Here is a 21602-nt window from a genome sequence, read left to right as displayed (position 1 = left end):
TTAATTCGCCGCTAAAATTGACCGCACTTTTTCCAAATCTTCAACGGTATCCACCCCCACTGCAGGCACTTCTTTCGCAAGTTCTACGTGAATACGTTCGCCGTTATATAACACGCGAAGCTGCTCAAGTTTTTCTAGATTTTCAAGTTGAGTCGGTGCCCATTGCACATATTGTTTTATGAAACCCGCACGATATGCGTAAATGCCAATATGACGTAAGTAAGCGTCCGCAAGCTGTACTTTCTGAACATCCTGTAAATTCATAAACTGATCACGATCATAAGGAATAACCGAACGGGAAAAATACAGCACATAGCCATCTTTATCTGTTAATACTTTCACTGCATTTGGATTGAATAATTCCTCAGCATCATGAATTTTTACCGCAAGACTTGCCATATTGACATTAAATTTTGCTAAATTATCTGCCACTTGTCGCACGATAACGGGTGGAATCAAAGGCTCATCGCCTTGAATATTGACAATGATTTCATTGTCAGGAATCGCTAATTTTTCTACAACTTCCGCTAAACGTTCTGTACCAGAATTATGATTAACCGAAGTCATGCACACTTCCGCGCCAAAACTTTTGGCAACATCAGCAACATTTTCATTATCGGTGGCAATAATCACTCGGCTTGCCCCAGACTGCAGTGCTTTCTCAAATACATGTTGAATCATTGGCTTACCAGCAATATCAGCAAGAGGCTTTCCAGGCAAACGACTTGATGCAAAACGAGCGGGGATAATCACGGTAAATGACATAATTTATTCCTTATTCTTTAATATTTCAGCTTTATCGGCAAGCAATCAAAACAACTGGGGATTAATCCTTTTAGCTATTTCTATATTGCGCCACAAGTTTGTCTATTTTGATCCAAAAGAGCGGTAAATTTTCACGTTGTTTTTCAGCCTCAATAATCTCCGCATCCACAGGGACATACCACCAATTATCTTTGGCAAAAGATTGGCATTTTACGGCATCTTTTTCCGTCATAAAGAGCGGTTGATTTTCAGCAAGTTTTTCTAATTGAGAGGCTTCAAAATGTTGATGATCTTGAAATGCTTGAGTTTGCTGTAATTGAATCCCTAAGTTTTCTAACATAGTGAAAAAACGCTGTGGATTGCCAATCCCTGCGATAGCAACACCTGATTTAAATTCATTTAATTGGCGTTTTTCATTGGTTTTTAAATTAATCGAGAAATGAGGCACAAGACGCATAACCGCATCTGAATACTGATTTTTTCCACCATTAGTGATTACAAAATCTACGGATTTTAATCGACTTGGTAATTCACGCAATGGGCCTGCTGGCAATACAAAACCATTTCCCAACGCGCGCTCAGCATCCATTACGACAATTTCTAAATCACGCTGTAATTTATAATGCTGTAAACCATCATCAGAAATAATAATATCGCACTCTGCTTGGTTTAAGAGTAATTCAATCGCTTCCTGGCGATTCGGAGAAATCACAACTGGCGTATTGGTGCGTTTAGCGATCAATACAGGCTCATCACCACCTTCAATCGGATGCGTATTTTCAGTGACGAATAACGGATAAGTTTTAGATTTGCTTCCGTAACCACGAGAAATCACACCTACGCGTAAACCTCGTTTTTTTAATTCTTCCACAAGCCAAACAACCACAGGCGTTTTGCCATTTCCACCAACAGACAAATTTCCCACAACTATCACTGGTTTTGGTGCGCGATAAGAAGACTTGAGCCCCAAAGAGAATAAGGCGCGACGAATTTGGCTAATCAACCAAAACAATAAAGAAAAAGGCGATAAGAGCCAAATAAGTTTGGAGTTGGAATACCAGAAGGGCATAGAAAATCCTTTCTAATAAGTGCGGATAAAATAACGCGAGTTTTTCAACTCGCGTTTTCGATAATCAATAAATTAGCCACTAAACTGCATACTGTGTAATTGTTTATAGGCGCCATTTTGTTCAAGCAATGCCTTATGGTTACCGCGCTCACGAATTTCTCCGTGATCAATCACAAGAATTTCATCCGCATTTTCAATGGTTGATAAACGATGGGCGATTACGATAACAGTGCGATCTTTCTTCAATTCATCTAATGCAGATTGAATTGCTCGTTCTGATTCCGTATCTAGTGCAGATGTGGCTTCATCTAAAATTAATACTGGAGAATTACGCAATAAAGCACGAGCAATCGCTAAACGTTGACGTTGCCCACCGGATAAGCTCGCACCGTTTTCACCAATGACCGTATCAAAACCTTGTGGTAATTTTTCGATAAACTCTAAAGCATAAGCCGCTTTTGCTGCAGCAATAATTTCTTCGCGAGAATACTTATCTTGTGCTGCATAAGCAATATTATTCGCAATGGTATCGTTAAATAAATGTACTTGTTGAGAAACCACAGCGCAGTTTTCACGTAAATTAGATAAACGATAATCTTGGATATTTACGCCATCCAGTAAAATTTCGCCTTGCTCAATATCGTAAAAGCGCGTCACTAAATTAGCGATGGTTGATTTACCCGATCCAGAACGCCCCACTAGGGCTACGGTTTTTCCTGCTGGCACGCTGAAAGAAATATTATTTAATGCAAGTTCCTCTTTTCCTGGATATGCAAAACTCACATTTTTAAATTCCAACGCCCCTTTCGCGGGTTCAGCTTGATAAGTGCCGTTATCTTTTTCTGGCTCCAAATCTAAAATGGCAAATAAAGTTTGACATGCTGCCATTCCACGTTGGAATTGAGAGTTTACGTTCGTTAAAGATTTTAATGGACGCATCATCGCCAACATAGATGAGAAAACCACCGTAAAAGAACCCGCACTTAAGTTATCTTCTGCAATCAACGGAGTCGTCGCTAAAAACAATACTGCAGCCAAAGCAAGAGAAGCGATAATCTGCACAACAGGGTCGGAAATGGAATCTGCAGTGACCATTTTCATACCTTTACGACGCATATCGTTACTCACTTTATCGAAACGTTCTTCTTCCACTAATTGCCCACCAAAAGAAAGCACCACTTTATGCCCTTTTAGCATTTGTTCCGTTGCAGAGGTTAATTCCCCCATTGAATCTTGTAAATTCTTACTCAATTTACGGAAAATTTTTGAAACGATAGTGATCAATACCGCAATAATTGGCCCGATAACAAATAAAACAAGGGTTAATTCCCAGCTTGTGTAAAACATTACTGCCAATAGTGAAATAATATATGCCCCTTCTCGCACAATAGTAATCAAAGATCCTGAAGAAGAACTTGCAATCATCTCCGAATCATAAGTAATACGAGAAAGTAATTTACCTGTTGAATTTCTGTCAAAGAAACTCACTGGCATAAACATCAAATGTTTAAACAAACGACGACGCATTGTCATGACAACTTTGCCTGATACCCATGCTAAACAATAATTAGAAATAAAGTTAGAGACCCCACGCAAAAAAATCATTCCAACGACGACAAAAGCCATAATTTTCAAAAATGAATGGTTTGCCTTGCCAAAACCATCGTCCAACAAAGGTTTTAACAAGTAAATCAAACCTGAATCAGCCAACGCATTCAAAACTAATGCTATGCCCGAAACAACAAGCCCCGCTTTAAAAGGTTTAATTGTTGGCCATAAACGCTTAAACGTTTGTAAAGTTGAAAAATCATTTTCTTGTAATTTTTGCTCTTGCATAATCGCTATCTAATGGTAAAAATTGCGCGCATTGTACCTTTTATTCCTTTGATAATCCAATTACACGCGCATACCAAGGGGAAAATTCTGTGCGAGCTTGCTGGATTTCTAATCGATCTTGAAAAAAATTTACCCGCACTTGCCCCGAAACAGCGGTATTTTCTACCGCACTTTTATAGCGATGTAGCCTTTCCATAACCGAATAATGAGGGAATTTCCACGGATTCCAACGCCCACTAGAAATAATCGCTACATCTGGTCTAACCTGAGAAAGCAAGTATTCACTTGTAGATGTTTTACTTCCGTGATGCCCCACTTGCAACACATCAATTTTACCTAAAGTACGGGCAAAAATTTGCTCATTTTTTGCTTCAGCGTCGCCCGTCAGCAAAACTCGATGCTTTCCATCATCGACTAAAATCACACAAGAATGGGCATTATCTGCTCGCTCCACAATAGAATGCGGCGAAAGTATTTGAAAATGTAGCCCTTGCCAATCCCAATGACGTCCAGCAGTACAAAAAGTGCGGTGATTTTCCCCATAGTTTTTTCGTGAAGGGGTAATAAATTCCACATTGGGATACATCTTTAAGATTGTCGAAGCACCACCTGCATGATCGTTATCATCGTGGCTCAAAATCAACTTTTCCAAAGTAATCCCTTCTCTTTGCAAATAAGGCAAAATTTCTAATTCAGCCATATTCCCTCCTTGCCATGCAGGGCCTGTATCATAGAGAATCCCTTTACCATTTTTCACAATCAACGTTGCCAAGCCCTGCCCCACATCTAAAGTATCTACCTGCCAAGTTGGCTTGTTCAATTGTTTAAATAACAAAATCATAAAACAAAGCGACATAATGCCAAAAGAACATCGTAAAACGTTGATTCGATCATCTTCTAGCAAAGGTTTACTAAGATTTAATGTAAAAAATCTTGCTCGTTTTACTTGCCTGGTTGATGATGAAATCTCGGATTCTCGGTAAATACTCCAAATAATTAACATAAAAATTCCGCCACAAAGTACGGTTAAAACCAATGCTAAATTAAATGAAACCGTGAGCCAATTTCCTTGAAAAACAGAAATTAACCCAGTAATCACTTCAGCCAGCTTGTTTGCAAATTGCCAAGAAAAAAACGCACCGTTGGTAAAAACAGCAAATAAAATCAAAGGAACAAGCAAAAAGCTATAAAGTGGAACGGCGATAAGATTGGCTAAAAATCCACTCAGCGATAAGCCATTAAATAGAAAAAGTTGCAAAGGTGTAAAAAAGAGCAATAACCCAAATTGCAAATGAAATAAACTAAAAATCCACCGCACTTTTGGAGGAAAAGGGCGATTTTTCCATTGAAAAAGTGAAAAAGGAACATAACTATACCAGAGGATCAAACACCCAACCGCCCCACAAGAAAGCCAAAAACTGACCGAAAGCGGCATTAATGGATCGCAGAAAATCAAAAAAGCGACAACCACCGTAAAAAGCTGAATGGGCGAATAATGTCGCCTTATTATTTGAATGAAGAAAACGAAAACAAGTGCTGAAATGGCACGAAAAGTGGGCACACTAAAACCAGCCAAATACGCATAAATTAAAGCAAATAAAACACCAAAAACTAAAGGAAAATAAGGATGAATAAAACTGGTGGATAAAAATACTTGCATAACACGCACCAAGCAAAATCCAATTCCCATAGCCAACCCAATATGTAAGCCAGAAATGGCAATAAGATGCGCGATATTGCTTTGTTGGTAAATTGACCAAGTGTTTTTATCTAACCAAGCCCGTTCGCCAAAAGCTAACGCGATCAATAAACCTTGTAGTGATAACCCTTCCGTTTGCTTTCTCACTTGTTGCAATTTTTCTGCACGCAATGATGAAACATCAGCAATTTTCACCGCACTTTTTACGGTTCCAACAGCAGTAATTCCTTTTGAAAAATACCATTGTTGCCGATCAAATCCGCCAAAATTTAATCGCGCAGAAAGGGGGCGTAAGGAAATTTCCGCTTGCCAAATTTCCGATAATTGAGGAAGCTCTTTCGCTTTCCAATTTAAAAAAATTCGTTGCTCTCGTAAGTTATCCGCCAATGTTGCTGTGGCGATAAGAGTTTGATAATCCTGTTGGTGTAAAATTTCTTGGATCTCAAACGTCACCACTTGCTTTTGAGCGGTAATACTTTGTGTTTGTTGTAACAAGCTAATCGCCGAATGGTGTGCATACCCTAGAAAAACGACAAAAAAAGCAAGAAAAACTAAGAAGTTTCTGCGAATAAAGATAAAAAGAAAAATCAAAGCAAACGCAATAACGAGAGCAACTTGCCAAGGCAGTAGCCATGACTGCGGTAGAAATAACAACGTTAAATCTGCGACAATTAACAAGACAGCTAAAGTTATTAAGTTTAATTTCATTTTTATAAAAGATTAATTCCAGTCTCTCTAAGCCTAGGCTAGTTTTATTTAAATATGCAAACGGTTGCCTCAGATTTTGCGATCCATATCGTAAAAATAAATTTTTCAGGAAAATTTACTTGCTAAAACAAACAACTTCTGATATTTATACCGCCCGCAAAAATTGGGTTCCTAAAATAGCAATCAGGAACAAACTAAAATAACAAGACAGGAAGTCGTGAAGTCCGCGCTTAAATTCTGTATGTATTAGGAGTGAGAGATGTCAAGAGCATCATTGAGCTTGCTAGATTTAGCAGGCGTAAAGCCTTATCAAATGAAAAAAGATGAAGAATATATGAATGAAGAGCAAATTCTTCATTTCAGAAAAATTCTTAATGCTTGGCACGAGCAAATCGTGGAAGAAGCTTCTCGCACCGTTGCACATATGCAGGATGAAGTAACCAATTTCCCCGATCCCGCAGACCGAGCAACTCAGGAAGAGGAATTTAGTCTAGAATTGCGTAATCGTGATCGCGAACGCAAACTAATGAAAAAAATTGAAGCTACCTTGAAAAAACTTGATACCGATGATTTTGGTTACTGCGATTGTTGTGGTGAAGAAATTGGCATTCGCCGTTTAGAAGCACGCCCAACAGCAGATCTTTGCATTGATTGCAAAACTTTAGCTGAAATCCGCGAAAAACAAGTCGCTGGTTAATTCATTCTATTGAAAAATACCAAAGTGCGGTTAAAATTAGCCGCACTTTTTTGCACTTAAAAATGCGGAAAAATCACCTTACCTTTTTCTTTACAGAAAAAGAGCTAACTCATTTATTTCCAACTAAAAAAACGGAGTAAATTATTCTTACTTATATCAAAAATTTGTTTGGCAAGAAGACAAAAAAATCAAAAGAGGTTGCCAAAACAAGTGCTCATTCTAAACGAGTTGAGCGTTCTAATAGTCAAATGTCACAAGCGCGGGCAAAAAAACCAGAACAACCACACCGCTACGATAAAAATGTGATTAAAGCGGCTCAATTTAATATTTCACCGCGTGATTTTAGCCGTAATGCACTCACCGTAGTGGAAAAACTGCAACGCCAAGGTTTTGAGGCTTATATTGTCGGTGGATGTATCCGCGATTTATTACTCGGTAAAAAACCAAAAGATTTTGATGTTGCAACCAACGCCCGTCCTGAGCAAATCCAAAATATTTTTCAACGCCAATGCCGTTTAGTGGGCCGCCGTTTCCGATTAGCACATATTATGTTTGGTCGAGATATTATTGAAGTCGCCACCTTCCGTGCCAATCACAGTGATGCTCGCAATGAAAATCAAGCAAAGCAAAGTAATGAAGGAATGTTACTGCGCGATAATGTTTACGGTACGATCGAACAAGATGCAGTACGCCGTGATTTTACGGTCAATGCGCTGTATTACAATCCACAAGATAATACGTTACGAGATTATTTCGAGGGCATTAAGGATCTCAAAGCGGGAAAACTACGCTTAATCGGTGATCCAGTTACACGTTATCAAGAAGATCCTGTGCGGATGCTGCGCTCAATTCGCTTTATGGCAAAACTTGATATGTTCCTTGAAAAACCAAGCGAACAACCAATTCGTGAACTTGCGCCTTTATTAAAAAATATTCCGCCAGCTCGCTTATTTGATGAAAGTTTAAAATTATTACAAGCAGGACAAGGGGTAAAAACCTATCGTTTATTACGCCAATATGGTTTATTTGAACAACTTTTCCCTGCATTAAGCCCATATTTTACAGAGAAAGAAGATAGTTTTGCAGAACGCATGATCGTTACCGCCCTGACTTCTACGGATGAACGTGTTGCGGATAAACTTCGTATTAATCCTGCATTCTTATTTGCGGCATTTTTCTGGTATCCATTACGCGAAAAAGTGGAAATCTTGAAAAATGAAGGCGGTTTAAATAATCATGATGCTTATGCTTTGGCGGGTAATGAAGTTTTAGATTTGTTCTGCCGTGCTTTAGCTGCACCACGTCGTCATACTGCGGTTATTCGTGATATTTGGTTCTTACAACTGCAATTATTAAAACGTACTGGTTCAGCATCAATACGCACCATGGAACATCCAAAATTCCGTGCTGGCTTTGATTTACTGGCTATGCGTGCAGAAATTGAAGGTGGAGAAACGATTGAATTAGCCAAATGGTGGCACGAATATCAATTCAGCAATGGTGAACAGCGCGAACAGTTGATACACGAGCAACAACGCCTACATCCTAAACCAAAGAAAAAATACTATCGCCCACGCCGTCGTAAAACAACACGCTCAGCAGAATAAGGGAAGAGATGATTACTGCATATATTGCCCTAGGTAGCAATTTAAACACACCAGTAGAACAATTACATACTGCGCTTAAAGCGGTAAGTCAGTTACCAAACACTCATTTGGTAACGACGAGCTCTTTTTATAAAAGTAAACCGCTCGGTCCACAAGATCAACCCGATTATGTGAATGCTGTTGCAAAAATTAAAACCGAGCTTAGCCCACTTGCACTATTAGATGAATTACAGCGCATTGAAAACGAGCAAGGTCGAGTACGTTTACGCCGCTGGGGTGAGCGTACATTAGATTTGGATATTTTGCTCTACGGCAATGAAATTATTCAAAACGAGCGCTTAACGATTCCCCATTATGATATGCATAACCGTGAGTTTGTCATTGTGCCGTTATTTGAAATCGCATCGGATTTGGTCTTACCTAACGCTCAGCCACTAGCAGATTTGGTCAAGCAATTTGCTGACCATGAAATGATAAAATTAAATCCCTAGAAATTTCACCGCACTTTTATGAACCTCAAAAGTGCGGTAGAATCTGCCCACATTTTTCTTCATTCATGACCCGTTATGGAAAGCTTAACTCAATATATCCCTGATGAATTTTCTATGCTCCGCTTCGGCAAAAAATTCGCGGAAATTCTTTTAAAATTGCATACTGAAAAAGCAATTATGGTTTATCTTAACGGTGATCTTGGCGCAGGAAAAACAACGCTGACACGCGGAATGCTGCAAGGTATCGGTCATCAGGGTAATGTAAAAAGCCCAACTTATACGCTGGTTGAAGAATACAATATTGCTGGCAAAATGATTTATCATTTTGATTTATATCGGTTAGCAGATCCTGAAGAACTCGAATTTATGGGTATTAGAGATTATTTTAATACGGGTAGCATTTGCTTAATTGAATGGTCTGAAAAAGGTCAAGGCATATTGCCAGAAGCTGATATTTTAGTAAATATTGATTATTATGATGATGCACGAAATATTGAATTAATCGCACAAACAAATTTGGGTAAAAATATTATAAGCGAATTTTCTAATTAACTTATTTATGAAAACTAAAATTTTATTTTTTCTTTTTTTCTCAATATTTAGCGTTTCTATTTTTGCAGCTCCTATTACGATTGCGATTGACCCAGGTCATGGGGGGAAAGATCCCGGTGCAATCAGCCGAAACTTGGGCATTTATGAAAAAAATGTCACCCTTTCGATTGCAAAAGAATTAAAAGCCTTATTAGATAAAGATCCACATTTTCGCGGTGTATTAACGCGTAAAAGTGATTATTATATTTCCGTGCCAGAACGTTCAGAAATCGCACGAAAATTTAAAGCGAATTATCTCATTTCCATTCATGCGGACTCATCTGAATCACCTGAGCGCCGCGGTGCATCAGTCTGGGTGTTATCAAACCGTCGAGCTAATGATGAAATGGGTCAATGGTTAGAAGACGATGAAAAACGCTCTGAACTACTCGGTGGCGCAGGAAAAGTACTTTCACACAATAATGATAAATACCTTGACCAGACTGTACTTGATCTGCAATTCGGACATAGCCAACGTACTGGCTATGCGTTAGGCGAACATATTTTGCACCATTTTGCTAAAGTAACAACATTAAGTCGCAGTACGCCACAACATGCAAGTCTAGGTGTTCTACGTTCGCCAGATATTCCTTCTGTGTTGGTAGAAACGGGATTTCTTTCCAATTCAGAAGAAGAAAAAAAACTTAACTCTCAAGCCTATCGTCGCCGCATTGCTTATATGATTTATGAAGGGCTGGTTACATTCCGAGGTGGAAAAGTAAAACCCTTTGTTAATGATGATTTTGTTCAAAATATCAAACAAAATGACACAAAAAATTCAGAAAAAAATAACCGCACTTCCGAACAAAATACAAATGAAAATAACATAAAAGACAGTGGTATTCGTCATATTGTGAAAAAGGGAGAAAGTTTAGGAAACCTTGCGAATAAATATGATGTTAAAGTATCAGATATTATGGGGTTAAATAAACTAAAACGCCAAGCACTTTGGATTGGTGAAACCGTAAAAATTCCAGATAATGGAAAAACTCAGAAGCCACAAGATTCCAAAATAAACTCACCCCAAAATAAAGAAAGTACGGTAAAAAAGGCAGAGAAAACCACTGAAAAAACCAATACTCTAAAAGTAGAAAAATCAGAAAATAAAACAGATAAAAATAAATCCTCAAATAAAACAAAAAAAGAGGAAACCTCATCCACTAAAAAATCTGATGAGAAAAAAGAAATTCCGCTTTACCATATAATTCAGAAAGATCAAACGATCTATGCTGTATCGCGAGAATACAATATTTCAGTCAAGCAAATTTTAAAACTGAATCCAAAATTAAAAGATGGTAAAGCCCTGAGCGGACAAAAAATTAAATTAAGAGAAAAATAAATGCCAATTAAAATTCTTTCCCCACAACTTGCGAACCAAATTGCTGCCGGTGAAGTGGTAGAACGCCCTGCGTCTGTGGTGAAAGAATTAGTGGAAAATAGCCTTGATGCAGGTGCAAATAAAATCCAAATCGATATCGAAAATGGTGGGGCAAATTTAATCCGCATTCGTGACAACGGCTGTGGCATTCCAAAAGAAGAATTAAGCCTGGCGTTAGCCCGACATGCTACGAGTAAAATAGCCGACCTTGACGATCTAGAAGCCATTTTAAGTTTGGGTTTTAGAGGCGAAGCATTGGCTAGTATCAGCTCGGTATCACGCTTAACGCTGACTTCTCGCACTGAAGCGCAAACTGAAGCTTGGCAAGTTTATGCGCAAGGTCGTGATATGGAAACAACGATTAAACCCGCATCACATCCTGTCGGCACGACAGTTGAAGTCGCCAATCTTTTTTTCAACACGCCAGCCCGCCGAAAATTTTTGCGCACAGACAAAACAGAATTTGCTCATATTGATGAAGTCATTCGCCGTATTGCTTTAACAAAATTCAACACGGCATTTACATTAACACATAATGGGAAAATCATCCGTCAATATCGTCCTGCTGAAGCGCTCAATCAGCAACTAAAACGTGTCGCCGCTATTTGTGGGGATGATTTTGTCAAAAATGCCTTACGAATTGATTGGAAACACGACGATTTACACTTATCTGGCTGGGTAGCCACACCAAATTTTAGCCGAACTCAAAATGATTTAAGTTATTGCTACATTAATGGCAGAATGGTGAGAGATAAAGTAATCAACCATGCGATTCGACAAGCCTATGCTCAATATTTGCCAAGCGATGCTTATCCTGCATTTGTGTTGTTTATTGACTTAAACCCGCATGATGTGGATGTAAATGTTCATCCAACCAAACATGAAGTACGCTTTCACCAACAACGCCTCATTCATGATTTTATTTACGAAGGCATCAGCCATGCGCTAAACAATCAAGAACAACTTAATTGGCACACAGACCAAAGTGCGGTAGAAAATCACGAAGAAAATACGGTGCGTGAACCCCAACCAAATTACAGCATTCGACCTAATCGTACAGCTGCGGGGCAAAATATCTTTGCGCCACAATATCATGAAAAACCACAGCAAAATCAAGCGCACTTTTCTAACACACCAGTATTGCCAAATCATGTAAGTACTGGTTATCGAGATTACCGTTCTGATGCACCGAGTAAAACTGAGCAACGTTTATATGGTGAATTGTTACGTACATTACCGCCTACAGAGCAAAAGGATATATCGAATACAGCACAACAAAATATTTCAGATACAGCTAAAATCATCTCAACTGAAATAATTGAGTGCTCATCACATCTACGCGCCCTTTCACTTATTGAAAATCGCGCGCTGTTATTACAACAAAATCAAGATTTCTTTTTGCTTTCATTGGAAAAATTACAACGCTTGCAATGGCAATTGGCTTTACAACAAATACATATTGAACAACAGCCTTTATTGATTCCAATCGTGTTTCGCTTAACCGAATCACAATTTCAAACATGGCAACAATATTCAGATGACTTCAAAAAAATTGGCTTTGAATTTATCGAAAATCAAGCGCAATTACGTTTAACTTTAAATCGCGTACCAAGTATATTACGCACTCAAAATCTACAAAAATGCGTGATGGCAATGCTGACTAGAGATGAAAATTCATCACCATTTTTAACCGCGCTTTGTGCACAATTAGAATGTAAAACCTTTGACGCTTTAGCGGACGCACTCAATTTATTGAGCGAGACGGAACGTTTACTGACGCAAACAAATCGCACGGCATTTACCCAGTTGCTAAAACCTGTTAACTGGCAGCCTTTATTAAACGAAATTTAGATTCTTCATGAAACCAAACGCAATTTTTTTAATGGGCCCAACAGCCTCAGGCAAAACAGATTTAGCCATTCAACTACGAAGCTCGCTTCCAGTCGAAGTGATTAGTGTGGATTCCGCACTCATTTATAAAGGAATGGATATTGGCACAGCGAAACCATCAAAAGAAGAACTTGACCTTGCACCTCACCGATTGATCGATATTTTAGATCCGTCAGAAAGCTACTCCGCAATGAATTTTCGTGCTGATGCGCTACGCGAAATGGCAGAAATTACCGCACAAGGCAAAATTCCGTTATTAGTGGGCGGCACGATGTTGTATTACAAAGCCTTAATCGAAGGGCTTTCTCCCTTGCCTTCTGCTGATGAAAATATTCGCGCCGAGCTTGAACAAAAAGCGGCTCAACAAGGTTGGACTGCATTACATTCAGAACTCGCCAAAATCGATCCTATTTCTGCATCCAGAATTAATCCTAGCGATTCTCAACGAATCAATCGTGCTTTAGAGGTTTTTTATATCACGGGAAAATCACTCACAGAGCTTACAGAAGAAAAAGGCGAAGCCTTGCCTTATGATTTTGTGCAATTTGCGATTGCGCCGCAAGATCGTCATATTTTGCATAACCGCATTGAACAACGCTTTCATAAAATGATTGAATTAGGCTTTCAAGAAGAGGTTGAAAAACTTTATGCGCGTGGCGATTTAAATATTAATCTACCGTCAATTCGCTGCGTGGGCTATCGTCAAATGTGGGAATATTTACAAGGCAATTACGATCACGAGGAAATGATTTTCCATGGTATTTGCGCAACGCGCCAACTTGCAAAACGTCAGCTCACTTGGCTACGAGGTTGGAAAACTCCAATAAAATGGCTGGATAGTTTGCAACCTCAACAAGCGAAAGAAACCGTATTACGTCACTTAGATTCCTATCAAAAAGGTTAGAAAAAATGACCGCACTTTCTGCCCTCATTGAACAAAAATTACAATCTCTTGGCACAATTCTGTGCCAATCTTTTCCAGAACTTTCCCCAGAAAAAATTCACGACGCCATTCAACAAAATTCAAATCATCCTGAACTGCCTGTTTATCAATTAGGCTATGCTATGGCAATGTCTGGCTTTTTGGAAAAAGTCTTGCAAAAATACCCGCACTTAGTGAAACAATGGTGGGAAAAATCGCCCTGTTTTGCAGATTGCTCTGCCTATATTGAACGTTTGAATAGAGAGTTAGCCAATGTACATGACGAAACCGCACTCTATCAAATATTACGTCAATTCCGTAACATTGAAATGGCAAAACTAAGTTTTTGTCAAAGTTTGAATCTTGCCACTGTAGAAGAAATTTTTGTTCAGCTTTCACAACTTGCAGAAAGTTTAATTATCGCTGCCCGCGATTGGCTTTATCATCAAGCCTGTGCGGAAATGGGTACGCCAATGGATGAACAAGGCAATCCGCAACAACTTTATATTCTAGGAATGGGTAAATTAGGCGGTTTTGAACTCAATTTTTCCTCAGATATTGATTTAATTTTCACTTATCCATCACAAGGGGAAACGTCCATTGAGAATACCAATGTTCGACGTCCTGTGGATAATGGAAAATTTTTTACGCGTTTAGGACAACGCCTTATTTCTGCCTTAGATGAATTTACCTCTGATGGTTTTGTGTATCGAACCGATATGCGCTTGCGCCCATTTGGTGACAGCGGCGCGCTTGTTCTCAGCTTTGCGGCAATGGAACAATATTATCAAGATCAAGGTAGAGATTGGGAACGCTATGCGATGATTAAAGGGCGAGTATTGGGCGCACAAACAAAGGATCCCAACGTTTCAAAATTGCAAAAAATGTTACGCCCTTTTGTCTATCGCCGTTACATTGACTTTAGTGTGATTCAATCTTTACGTGAAATGAAAGGCAAAATTGAGCGAGAAGTACGCCGTCGTGGTTTGAAAGATAATATTAAATTGGGTGCTGGGGGGATTCGTGAAATCGAATTTATCGTGCAAGTTTTTCAACTCATTCGAGGCGGGCGAGAAATCAATCTACAACAGCATTCACTCTTGAAGATCTTGCCTGAAATTACCAAGCTAGGATTAATTACCGAGCAACAATTCCACGATTTACGTGAAAGTTATATTTTTTTACGCCGCGTAGAAAATATTCTACAAGCTATAAACGATCAACAAACTCAAACACTACCAACCGATGAAATAGATCAAATTCGTTTAGTCGAGGCATGTAAAACATTCACCTGTTTAAATGACAATAATCAAACCATTGAAAAACATTATCCAATAGAAAATTGGGACGATTTTTACCGCACTTTACAACAAAAACAAGAAAAAGTGCGGGCTGTATTTACTCAATTAATCGGTGATGAACAAGATGAGCCATCACAAACTGATAGCCAATGGCAAGATTTTTTAGAGACTGATTTTGAGGATATTGAACAGACATTATTAGAGAGCGGCATATCAGAAAATAATATTGATGAAGTTTTAGAAAAGCTTTCTCAATTCAAAGACAGCCTAAATCACAGAGTGATTGGTTCGCGTGGGCGTGATGTTTTGAGTCATTTAATGCCAACAGTACTTGCACTCATTTTTCAGCAAGAAAATTACCGCACTTTGCTTCCACGGATTCTGAACATTATTGAAAAAATTTCGAGTCGCACGACTTATTTAGAATTATTATTGGAAAATCCTCGCGCCCTTCAGCAAGTTATTGAACTTTGTGCGCAGTCTCAACTTATTTCAGAACAACTGGCTCGCCACCCTATCTTATTAGATGAATTGCTTAATACAGAGGCACTACGCCATCCGTTACCATTTACCCTATATCCTGCAGAGTTACACCAATATTTACTTCGTTTACCACCTGATGATGAAGAACAGCTTATTGATGCTTTACGTCAATTTAAACAAGCAACCCTATTAAAAGTGGCCGCGGCAGATATTTTGGGGGCATTACCGGTGATGAAAGTGAGCGATCATTTAACCTATCTTGCCGAAGCGATTATTGAAGTCGTTGTGAATCTAGCTTGGAAACAAGTTTCGTCTAGATTTGGCGTGCCTGAACATTTACAAAATGATGAAAAAGGATTTTTAGTTATTGGTTATGGAAAACTGGGTGGTATTGAACTCGGTTATAAATCCGATTTAGACCTCGTATTTTTATACGATGCCGTAGAAAGTCAAACAATAGGGGGCAAAAAAGTGATTGATAGCAATCAATTTTACCTACGCTTGGCACAAAAGATTGTGAGTATTTTCAGCATAAATACTTCTGCTGGCATACTTTATGAGGCAGATATGCGCTTACGCCCTTCTGGCGATGCAGGCTTAATTGGATGCTCTCTTTCTGCATTTACCCATTATCAATTAAATGAAGCTTGGACATGGGAAAAACAAGCACTTGTGCGCGCTCGTCCAGTATTTGGTGAATCATCTCTTAAAGCTAAATTTGAGCATATCCGCCAACAAGTACTTTCCACACCACGAGATATTGAGCAATTAAAACAAGATGTTGTTGAGATGCGAGAAAAAATGTTCACGCATTTGTCCCATTCAAAAGATGGTGAATTTAATCTTAAAACAGATCGCGGTGGTATCACTGATATTGAATTTATCGCTCAATATTTAATGCTTGCTAATGCCCCACAAAACCCACAACTGACAAAATGGTCAGACAATGTTCGCATTTTTGATGATATGGCTGAGGCTCAAATTATTAGCCACGCAGAATGCAACATACTAAAACAATGTTATGTCGATTTACGCAATACCATTCATCATTTGAATTTGATAGGTAAATCCCCTGTCGTAGATGAAACTGAATTTGTCAAAGAGCGGTCATTTATTCAATCATTTTGGGATAAGCTATTTAGTTCATAAAATAGCAATTAAATCCCATTTTAATGAACTAAATCTAGCATTTCCTGTGCATTGGCTAAGGCTAATTCGGTAATTTCACTTCCTCCCAAGAGTCTTGCCAAGGCTGGTACACGTTCAGCTTGTGAAAGTGCGGTCATTTGTGTTTCAGTTTTATTATCCACAGTAAATTTTTCTACATTGAACTGATGATGGCCATGACACGCAACCTGTGGCAAGTGAGTTACGCATAACACTTGGCAACGTTCACTTAATTGACGTAACAGTTTTCCAACAACACTTGCTGTTTTTCCACTAATACCCACGTCCACTTCATCAAAAATTAAGGTTGGAATAGCTGATTGATCAGAAGTTAAAACTTGAATAGCTAAAGAAATACGAGAAAGTTCGCCACCAGAAGCAATTTTAGCTAATTGCTGCGGTTGTTGTCCTAAATTACTACGCAAAGTGAAAATCACATTATCCGCACCATTTGCACTCACTTTATCTAAATCCGTATTCAACTCTACATAAAATTCAGCGTTTTCCATTGCAAGTTGTTTTATCGACTGTGTTACATTTTGCGCTAAGCGATTTGCTGATTTCTGACGACTTGCTGTTAATGCTGTAGCCGTTGCTTGCATTTGTTCAAATGCAAGTTTTTCTTGCTCAATCAACATCTCTTCACTGTCAGAAAAATCTAAAAGTGCGGTTAATTCTGCTTTTAATTTTTTGTGATGTTCCACAAGATCTTCAGGTTTAACTTGATGTTTACGAGCAAGTTGTAAAGCCTGACTAATTCGCTGTTCGATTTCCTGTAAAAGTTGAGGATCTTGCTCGATATTACTTGATAAATTTTGCACTTCACTGGTTGCTTCTTGCACTTGAATCAACGCATCATTCAACATACTTTGCACTTCAGCATATTGCGGATCAAGTTCAGCTAATTCATCAATATATTGTGTCGCACGATAAAGCAAACTATCGATATTTACCGTATCATTTTCACTTAAAATTTGCAGGGCTGATTGAGAAAGTTGGGTTAGCTGTTCACTGCTAGATAAACGACGTTGTTCATCTTCTAATTCCAAATATTCATTTGGTCGAAGATTAAATTCATCTAATTCATCCACTTGATACTGTAAAAGTTGTTTACGCGCTTCATTTTCTGCCACTTTTTGTTGAAAGGTTTTTACTTGATTTTGAAGATTTTTCCATGCCTGATAATCTTCACGCATTTTCACAAGTAATTCAGGATGAGCGGCAAAATTATCAACTAACTGAAGCTGATAGTCATTTTTTAGCAATAATTGAGAAGCGTGTTGCCCATTAATATGAACAAGATATTGAGCAATTTCTTTTAATTGAGAAGCGGATACAGGAGTACTATTAATAAAAGCTTTAGAACGTCCGTCTGCATTAATTATGCGACGTAAAATACATTCAGTTGGATTATCTGGATCTTGTAATTCTTGATCATTCAACCATTGATAAGCAGGATTCTGCGATTCTAGTTGGAAAGTTGCACAAATTTCTGCACGTTCTTGTCCTTCACGCACCATTGAGGTTTCCACTCTCTGTCCGAAACATAAACCTAAAGCATCAATGGCGATAGATTTTCCAGCACCAGTTTCCCCTGTAATGACAGACATTCCTTTCGCCAGTTCGATATCAAGCTGACGAACAATCGCAAAATTATTGATAGTAAGTTGAGTAAGCATAACAAAATCCTTTAGCTGTATATTTAATATAATATAACTGATTTAATTTACAGTAAAGGATTTTTTTACAGTATTTTGTCAAATCTCTTTCAATCGAAAATTTTTACCATAATCAAAATGATTTTAACCAACCTAATTTGGTGCTTAGCACATTGTAATAATTATAATTTTTCAGATGAAGTAAACGGAGTTTATGCTCGCTTTTTTGAATATGCACCACATCATCTGGGGTAAAAAGTAAGGTAATTTGACTATCGCATCCTACTTCCAATTGAGAGGTATTATGTTCAGCAAAACGAATCGATATTTTACTATCGCCATCAACAACAAGAGGGCGAGAAGTTAATGTATGAGGAAACATTGGCACCAAGGCAATTGCATTGAGATTTGGGGTTAAGATAGGTCCTCCAGAGGAAAGGGAGTAAGCCGTTGAGCCTGTTGGCGTAGAAACAATTAATCCGTCAGAACGTTGAGAAAAAGCAAATTTGTCATTGATATACACGTGAAAATCAATCATATGTGCAATTTTGGCGGGATGAATAACCGCTTCATTTACCGCATTGCTCGTTGATACAATTTCACTTGCTCGTTCGATTTTTGCTTCCAATAAAAAACGTTCTTCCACAAAAAATTCGCCACGTTCTAAACAAGCTTCAAGCTGGGAATAGGCATTTTTCGGGTCAATATCCGTTAAAAATCCCAAATTACCACGATTAATACCAATCAATGGAATATCATATTTCGCTAACACACGGGCGCGCCCTAGCATATTGCCGTCTCCACCAATCACAATGGCTAACTGGGCTCGGCGACCTATTTCTTCTAACGTAGCAAGATTTTCAAAAGGTAACTCAAGTGTTACGGCGACTTCTTTTTCCACCAACACTTGATAACCACGTTCCATTAACCAATGAAATAAGTTTTTGTGCATTTGTAAGTTAATGTCATTGCGAGGCTTACCTACAAGAGCAATAGTTTTAAAGGAACGATATAAATGATTCATAAAATGACCGCACTTGAATTTAACATTTTCGTCATTATATCGTTTTTTGCTACACTATGCCCAATTACGATTAATCAATTTTGTTTTACGGAGAAAAAAATGTCAGAACAAGAACAAAAAGTTGAAACCCCAGAAGTAGAAAAACAAGAAGAAGTCGTTGTGGAAGAAGCACAACAAGCAGAGCCTTCTCAAGAACTAGATCCTTTAGAAGAAGCAATTGCCCGCGTGCAAGAGCTTGAAGAGCAGCTAAAAACTCAAATAGAAGAAGCAGCAAACAAAGAACAGGATATTTTACTTCGCTCTCGTGCTGAAATTGAAAACCTTCGTCGTCGTACTGAACAAGACGTAGAAAAAGCACATAAATTCGCATTGGAAAAATTCTCAAAAGACATTTTAAATACTATCGATAATCTAGAGCGTGCGCTTGCCACTCCAGCAAATAAAGAAGATGAAAGCGTAAAAGCCTTATTTGACGGTGTTGAACTCACTTTAAAAGAATTAGTTTCAACCGTTGGTCGTTTTGGTGTGGAAGCTGTAGGTGTTGTCGGAGAAGCATTTAATCCTGACTTACATCAAGCCATTTCAATGCAACCTGCTGAAGGCTTTGAAAGCAATCAAATTAGCGTCGTATTGCAAAAAGGCTACACCTTAAATGGTCGAGTCATTCGCCCAGCGATGGTAATGGTAGCCGCTTAAGCCATAAGATAAAAAAGAGCGGTCGATTTTTCGGCCGTTTTTTATATCCATCAATAAATATGCAATAATTTCATTCCTTTTTACTACTCTCAATGAGCTCTCTATGAGTGCATTTAATGCGTTTGTTGAATTTGTTGCTAAAATCATTGCCCAGCCTTTATCGAAGAAGAACACGACTTTAAGCGTGCATAACCCTTCACAAAAGCCCTGAAGGCAAAATGGTGGCGAAAAACATTGAATGGCATAAAGAAAACGGTACTTACACATCTTCTTATATCATCGGTGTGATTATAGTGACTGTGGGCATCCTTACTTTAGCGGGGATTTGGAACGCAACTGCAGCCGCAGAATGTGAAAACCGCATTTTGGCAAAAAAAGCGAAAGCATAAAAAGCATCAAGACTTAAATCTTGCAAAATAATCTCAAAATTTCACCGCTTGTAGTATTTTCCTACAAGCGGTTTTTTTATATGTAAAATTTACAATCTGAGATTGGATTGTTTTTTTTTTGCTCATTATTGGTATGATTTATACTCAATTTTACATCGATATTTTTGAGGTCTTACATAATGAAACCAACAACAAAAAAACTGCCTGGCTGGGTACATATTCCTTTATTTGTTTTTATGTCGATTAGTTTCTGGGAAACGGGTAACGGATTTAAAGATTTATTTGGTGCAGAAATTGCTTGGGGATTTTCTGCCGCAATCACAATGCTATTATATGGTTTTACCATCTTAATCGGTAACCGTCGTCTAAATAATCTGCCTGTTTTAGGCTTTTTGATTGCCTACTTTTGCTTTTCACTATTTTCTTTTACAGGAAATTTTAATGCAATCTACACCAACTACCAAGAAAGCCAACTTTATGTAAATGAATTAAATCAACATAGAGAAGAGTTGAACAAAGTGCTAAGCGCTTCGAATAAAGCACTTGATAATTACGATCCAGAAGTCAGTCAAAAACGGAATAAAATTGATGATTTAACTCAACAATTAGTCAGCCAAATTACCGATCCTGCTCGTCCTGGTTTAGGTAAACGTGCTTTAGAATTAATTGCTGAAATTGAAAGTATATTAGATGGCAAAATTACCAACTTTGGTACAAATGGACAAACGCCAGAACAATTAGCAAAACGATATAAAGCTATTATTGAGCAATCTGCATATAAGAAATTTGTTACAGAGAATCATCGAGCAACATTTGATATTCGTAAAGAAAATAACGAAAAAGCGCGAAAAACAATGGAAAGTATTAATCGTTTGTTAGAAAAATTCATCTCAGTTGGTGCATCTGATAACTTTAATAAACAGGCTAAACAAATGAATTTAGATACCGTAAGTACAATTAATACTATTATTACAAATACAAAAGAAGCTCTCAAAGACGAGGATAAAACTAAATTTAATTTTGAAAACGTGGTTTCTGAAAACCAAGAAGTAGGAAAAATTGCATTTTCATTTAAGTCTGCATTTACCAATGAACCATTTATTGCATTCCTATTTGTAATTGTGTGTTTCTTTATCGACTGGGCGGTAGTATTAAGTTTACTCGTGTTCTTCGGTCGTAACGAAAAAGAACCTGCACAAGTAATTCATTCTGGTCGTTCAATGTAGGAGGC

Annotated in this window: 16 protein-coding genes and 1 pseudogene; 11 read left to right on the top strand and 6 right to left on the bottom strand. The window is 38.1% G+C overall.

The genetic code is table 11. The annotated features are described in order from the left end of the window. The 4 genes from kdsB to DV415_RS03030 form a co-directional block, all read right to left on the bottom strand. Entirely contained in the window at positions 1 to 765 is a 765-nt protein-coding gene (kdsB, locus tag DV415_RS03045) for a 3-deoxy-manno-octulosonate cytidylyltransferase (RefSeq protein WP_118789100.1), read from the bottom strand. 70 nt (positions 766 to 835) lie between these two features. After that, on the bottom strand, positions 836 to 1834 hold the full coding sequence (gene lpxK / locus DV415_RS03040; RefSeq protein WP_118791514.1) for a tetraacyldisaccharide 4'-kinase: 999 nt from the start codon (positions 1832 to 1834) through the stop codon (positions 836 to 838). Positions 1835 to 1906: 72 nt separating this feature from the next. Next, the gene (msbA, locus tag DV415_RS03035; protein WP_118791515.1) at positions 1907 to 3670 is read right to left on the bottom strand and encodes a lipid A ABC transporter ATP-binding protein/permease MsbA; all 1764 of its coding nucleotides are present in this window, start codon (positions 3668 to 3670) and stop codon (positions 1907 to 1909) included. Positions 3671 to 3710: 40 nt separating this feature from the next. Further along, positions 3711 to 6077: a DNA internalization-related competence protein ComEC/Rec2 gene (locus DV415_RS03030; protein WP_118791516.1), complete on the bottom strand. Its 2367-nt coding sequence runs from the start codon at positions 6075 to 6077 to the stop codon at positions 3711 to 3713. Positions 6078 to 6336: 259 nt separating this feature from the next. Here DV415_RS03030 and dksA point away from each other — a divergent pair, with 259 nt between their 5' ends. The 8 genes from dksA (at position 6337) to glnE (ending at position 16586) form a co-directional block, all read left to right on the top strand. Further along, the gene (gene dksA / locus DV415_RS03025; protein ID WP_005630220.1) at positions 6337 to 6774 is read left to right on the top strand and encodes an RNA polymerase-binding protein DksA; all 438 of its coding nucleotides are present in this window, start codon (positions 6337 to 6339) and stop codon (positions 6772 to 6774) included. A gap of 248 nt (positions 6775 to 7022) precedes the next feature. Beyond that, positions 7023 to 8381 (top strand): polynucleotide adenylyltransferase PcnB, encoded by a 1359-nt coding sequence (gene pcnB / locus DV415_RS03020; protein WP_118791528.1) that lies wholly within the window; start codon positions 7023 to 7025, stop codon positions 8379 to 8381. Positions 8382 to 8389: 8 nt separating this feature from the next. Continuing rightward, positions 8390 to 8872, top strand: coding sequence for a 2-amino-4-hydroxy-6-hydroxymethyldihydropteridine diphosphokinase (gene folK, locus DV415_RS03015; RefSeq protein WP_118791517.1), 483 nt, complete (start codon positions 8390 to 8392; stop codon positions 8870 to 8872). Positions 8873 to 8947: 75 nt separating this feature from the next. After that, entirely contained in the window at positions 8948 to 9424 is a 477-nt protein-coding gene (gene tsaE, locus DV415_RS03010; protein ID WP_118791518.1) for a tRNA (adenosine(37)-N6)-threonylcarbamoyltransferase complex ATPase subunit type 1 TsaE, read from the top strand. Positions 9425 to 9431: 7 nt separating this feature from the next. Beyond that, positions 9432 to 10802 carry an N-acetylmuramoyl-L-alanine amidase gene (locus DV415_RS03005; protein ID WP_118791519.1) on the top strand — a complete coding sequence of 457 codons (1371 nt, stop codon included), beginning with the start codon at positions 9432 to 9434 and terminating at the stop codon, positions 10800 to 10802. Continuing rightward, a complete protein-coding gene (gene mutL, locus DV415_RS03000) occupies positions 10803 to 12692 on the top strand; it encodes a DNA mismatch repair endonuclease MutL (RefSeq protein WP_118791520.1) in 1890 nt (629 codons plus the stop codon). A gap of 7 nt (positions 12693 to 12699) precedes the next feature. Beyond that, a complete protein-coding gene (gene miaA, locus DV415_RS02995; RefSeq protein WP_118791521.1) occupies positions 12700 to 13635 on the top strand; it encodes a tRNA (adenosine(37)-N6)-dimethylallyltransferase MiaA in 936 nt (311 codons plus the stop codon). A gap of 5 nt (positions 13636 to 13640) precedes the next feature. Continuing rightward, positions 13641 to 16586 (top strand): bifunctional [glutamate--ammonia ligase]-adenylyl-L-tyrosine phosphorylase/[glutamate--ammonia-ligase] adenylyltransferase, encoded by a 2946-nt coding sequence (gene glnE, locus DV415_RS02990; RefSeq protein WP_118791522.1) that lies wholly within the window; start codon positions 13641 to 13643, stop codon positions 16584 to 16586. A gap of 20 nt (positions 16587 to 16606) precedes the next feature. Here glnE and recN read toward each other — a convergent pair whose 3' ends face one another. Together recN and DV415_RS02980 are read right to left on the bottom strand one after the other, a co-directional pair. Continuing rightward, on the bottom strand, positions 16607 to 18283 hold the full coding sequence (gene recN / locus DV415_RS02985) for a DNA repair protein RecN (RefSeq protein WP_118791523.1): 1677 nt from the start codon (positions 18281 to 18283) through the stop codon (positions 16607 to 16609). A 112-nt stretch (positions 18284 to 18395) separates the two neighbouring features. Further along, the gene (locus tag DV415_RS02980; protein WP_118791524.1) at positions 18396 to 19286 is read right to left on the bottom strand and encodes an NAD(+) kinase; all 891 of its coding nucleotides are present in this window, start codon (positions 19284 to 19286) and stop codon (positions 18396 to 18398) included. A gap of 99 nt (positions 19287 to 19385) precedes the next feature. Here DV415_RS02980 and grpE point away from each other — a divergent pair, with 99 nt between their 5' ends. The 3 genes and pseudogenes from grpE to DV415_RS02965 all read left to right on the top strand — a co-directional run bounded on the left by grpE (position 19386) and on the right by DV415_RS02965 (position 21597). Next, positions 19386 to 19982 carry a nucleotide exchange factor GrpE gene (gene grpE, locus DV415_RS02975; RefSeq protein ID WP_153063407.1) on the top strand — a complete coding sequence of 199 codons (597 nt, stop codon included), beginning with the start codon at positions 19386 to 19388 and terminating at the stop codon, positions 19980 to 19982. Between the two features lie 191 nt (positions 19983 to 20173). Next, positions 20174 to 20323 (top strand): annotated as a pseudogene (locus DV415_RS02970) (DUF417 family protein); the annotation flags it as partial. Between the two features lie 227 nt (positions 20324 to 20550). Then, complete coding sequence (locus DV415_RS02965) at positions 20551 to 21597, top strand: hypothetical protein (RefSeq protein ID WP_118790201.1); 1047 nt, start codon at positions 20551 to 20553, stop codon at positions 21595 to 21597. Positions 21598 to 21602 lie beyond the last annotated feature (5 nt).

Source organism: Haemophilus haemolyticus, assembly GCF_003490595.1.
Lineage (GTDB): Bacteria > Pseudomonadota > Gammaproteobacteria > Enterobacterales > Pasteurellaceae > Haemophilus > Haemophilus haemolyticus_L.
The sequence above is the reverse complement of the archived record's forward strand: the minus strand, read 5'-3'. Positions and strand labels throughout refer to the sequence as shown.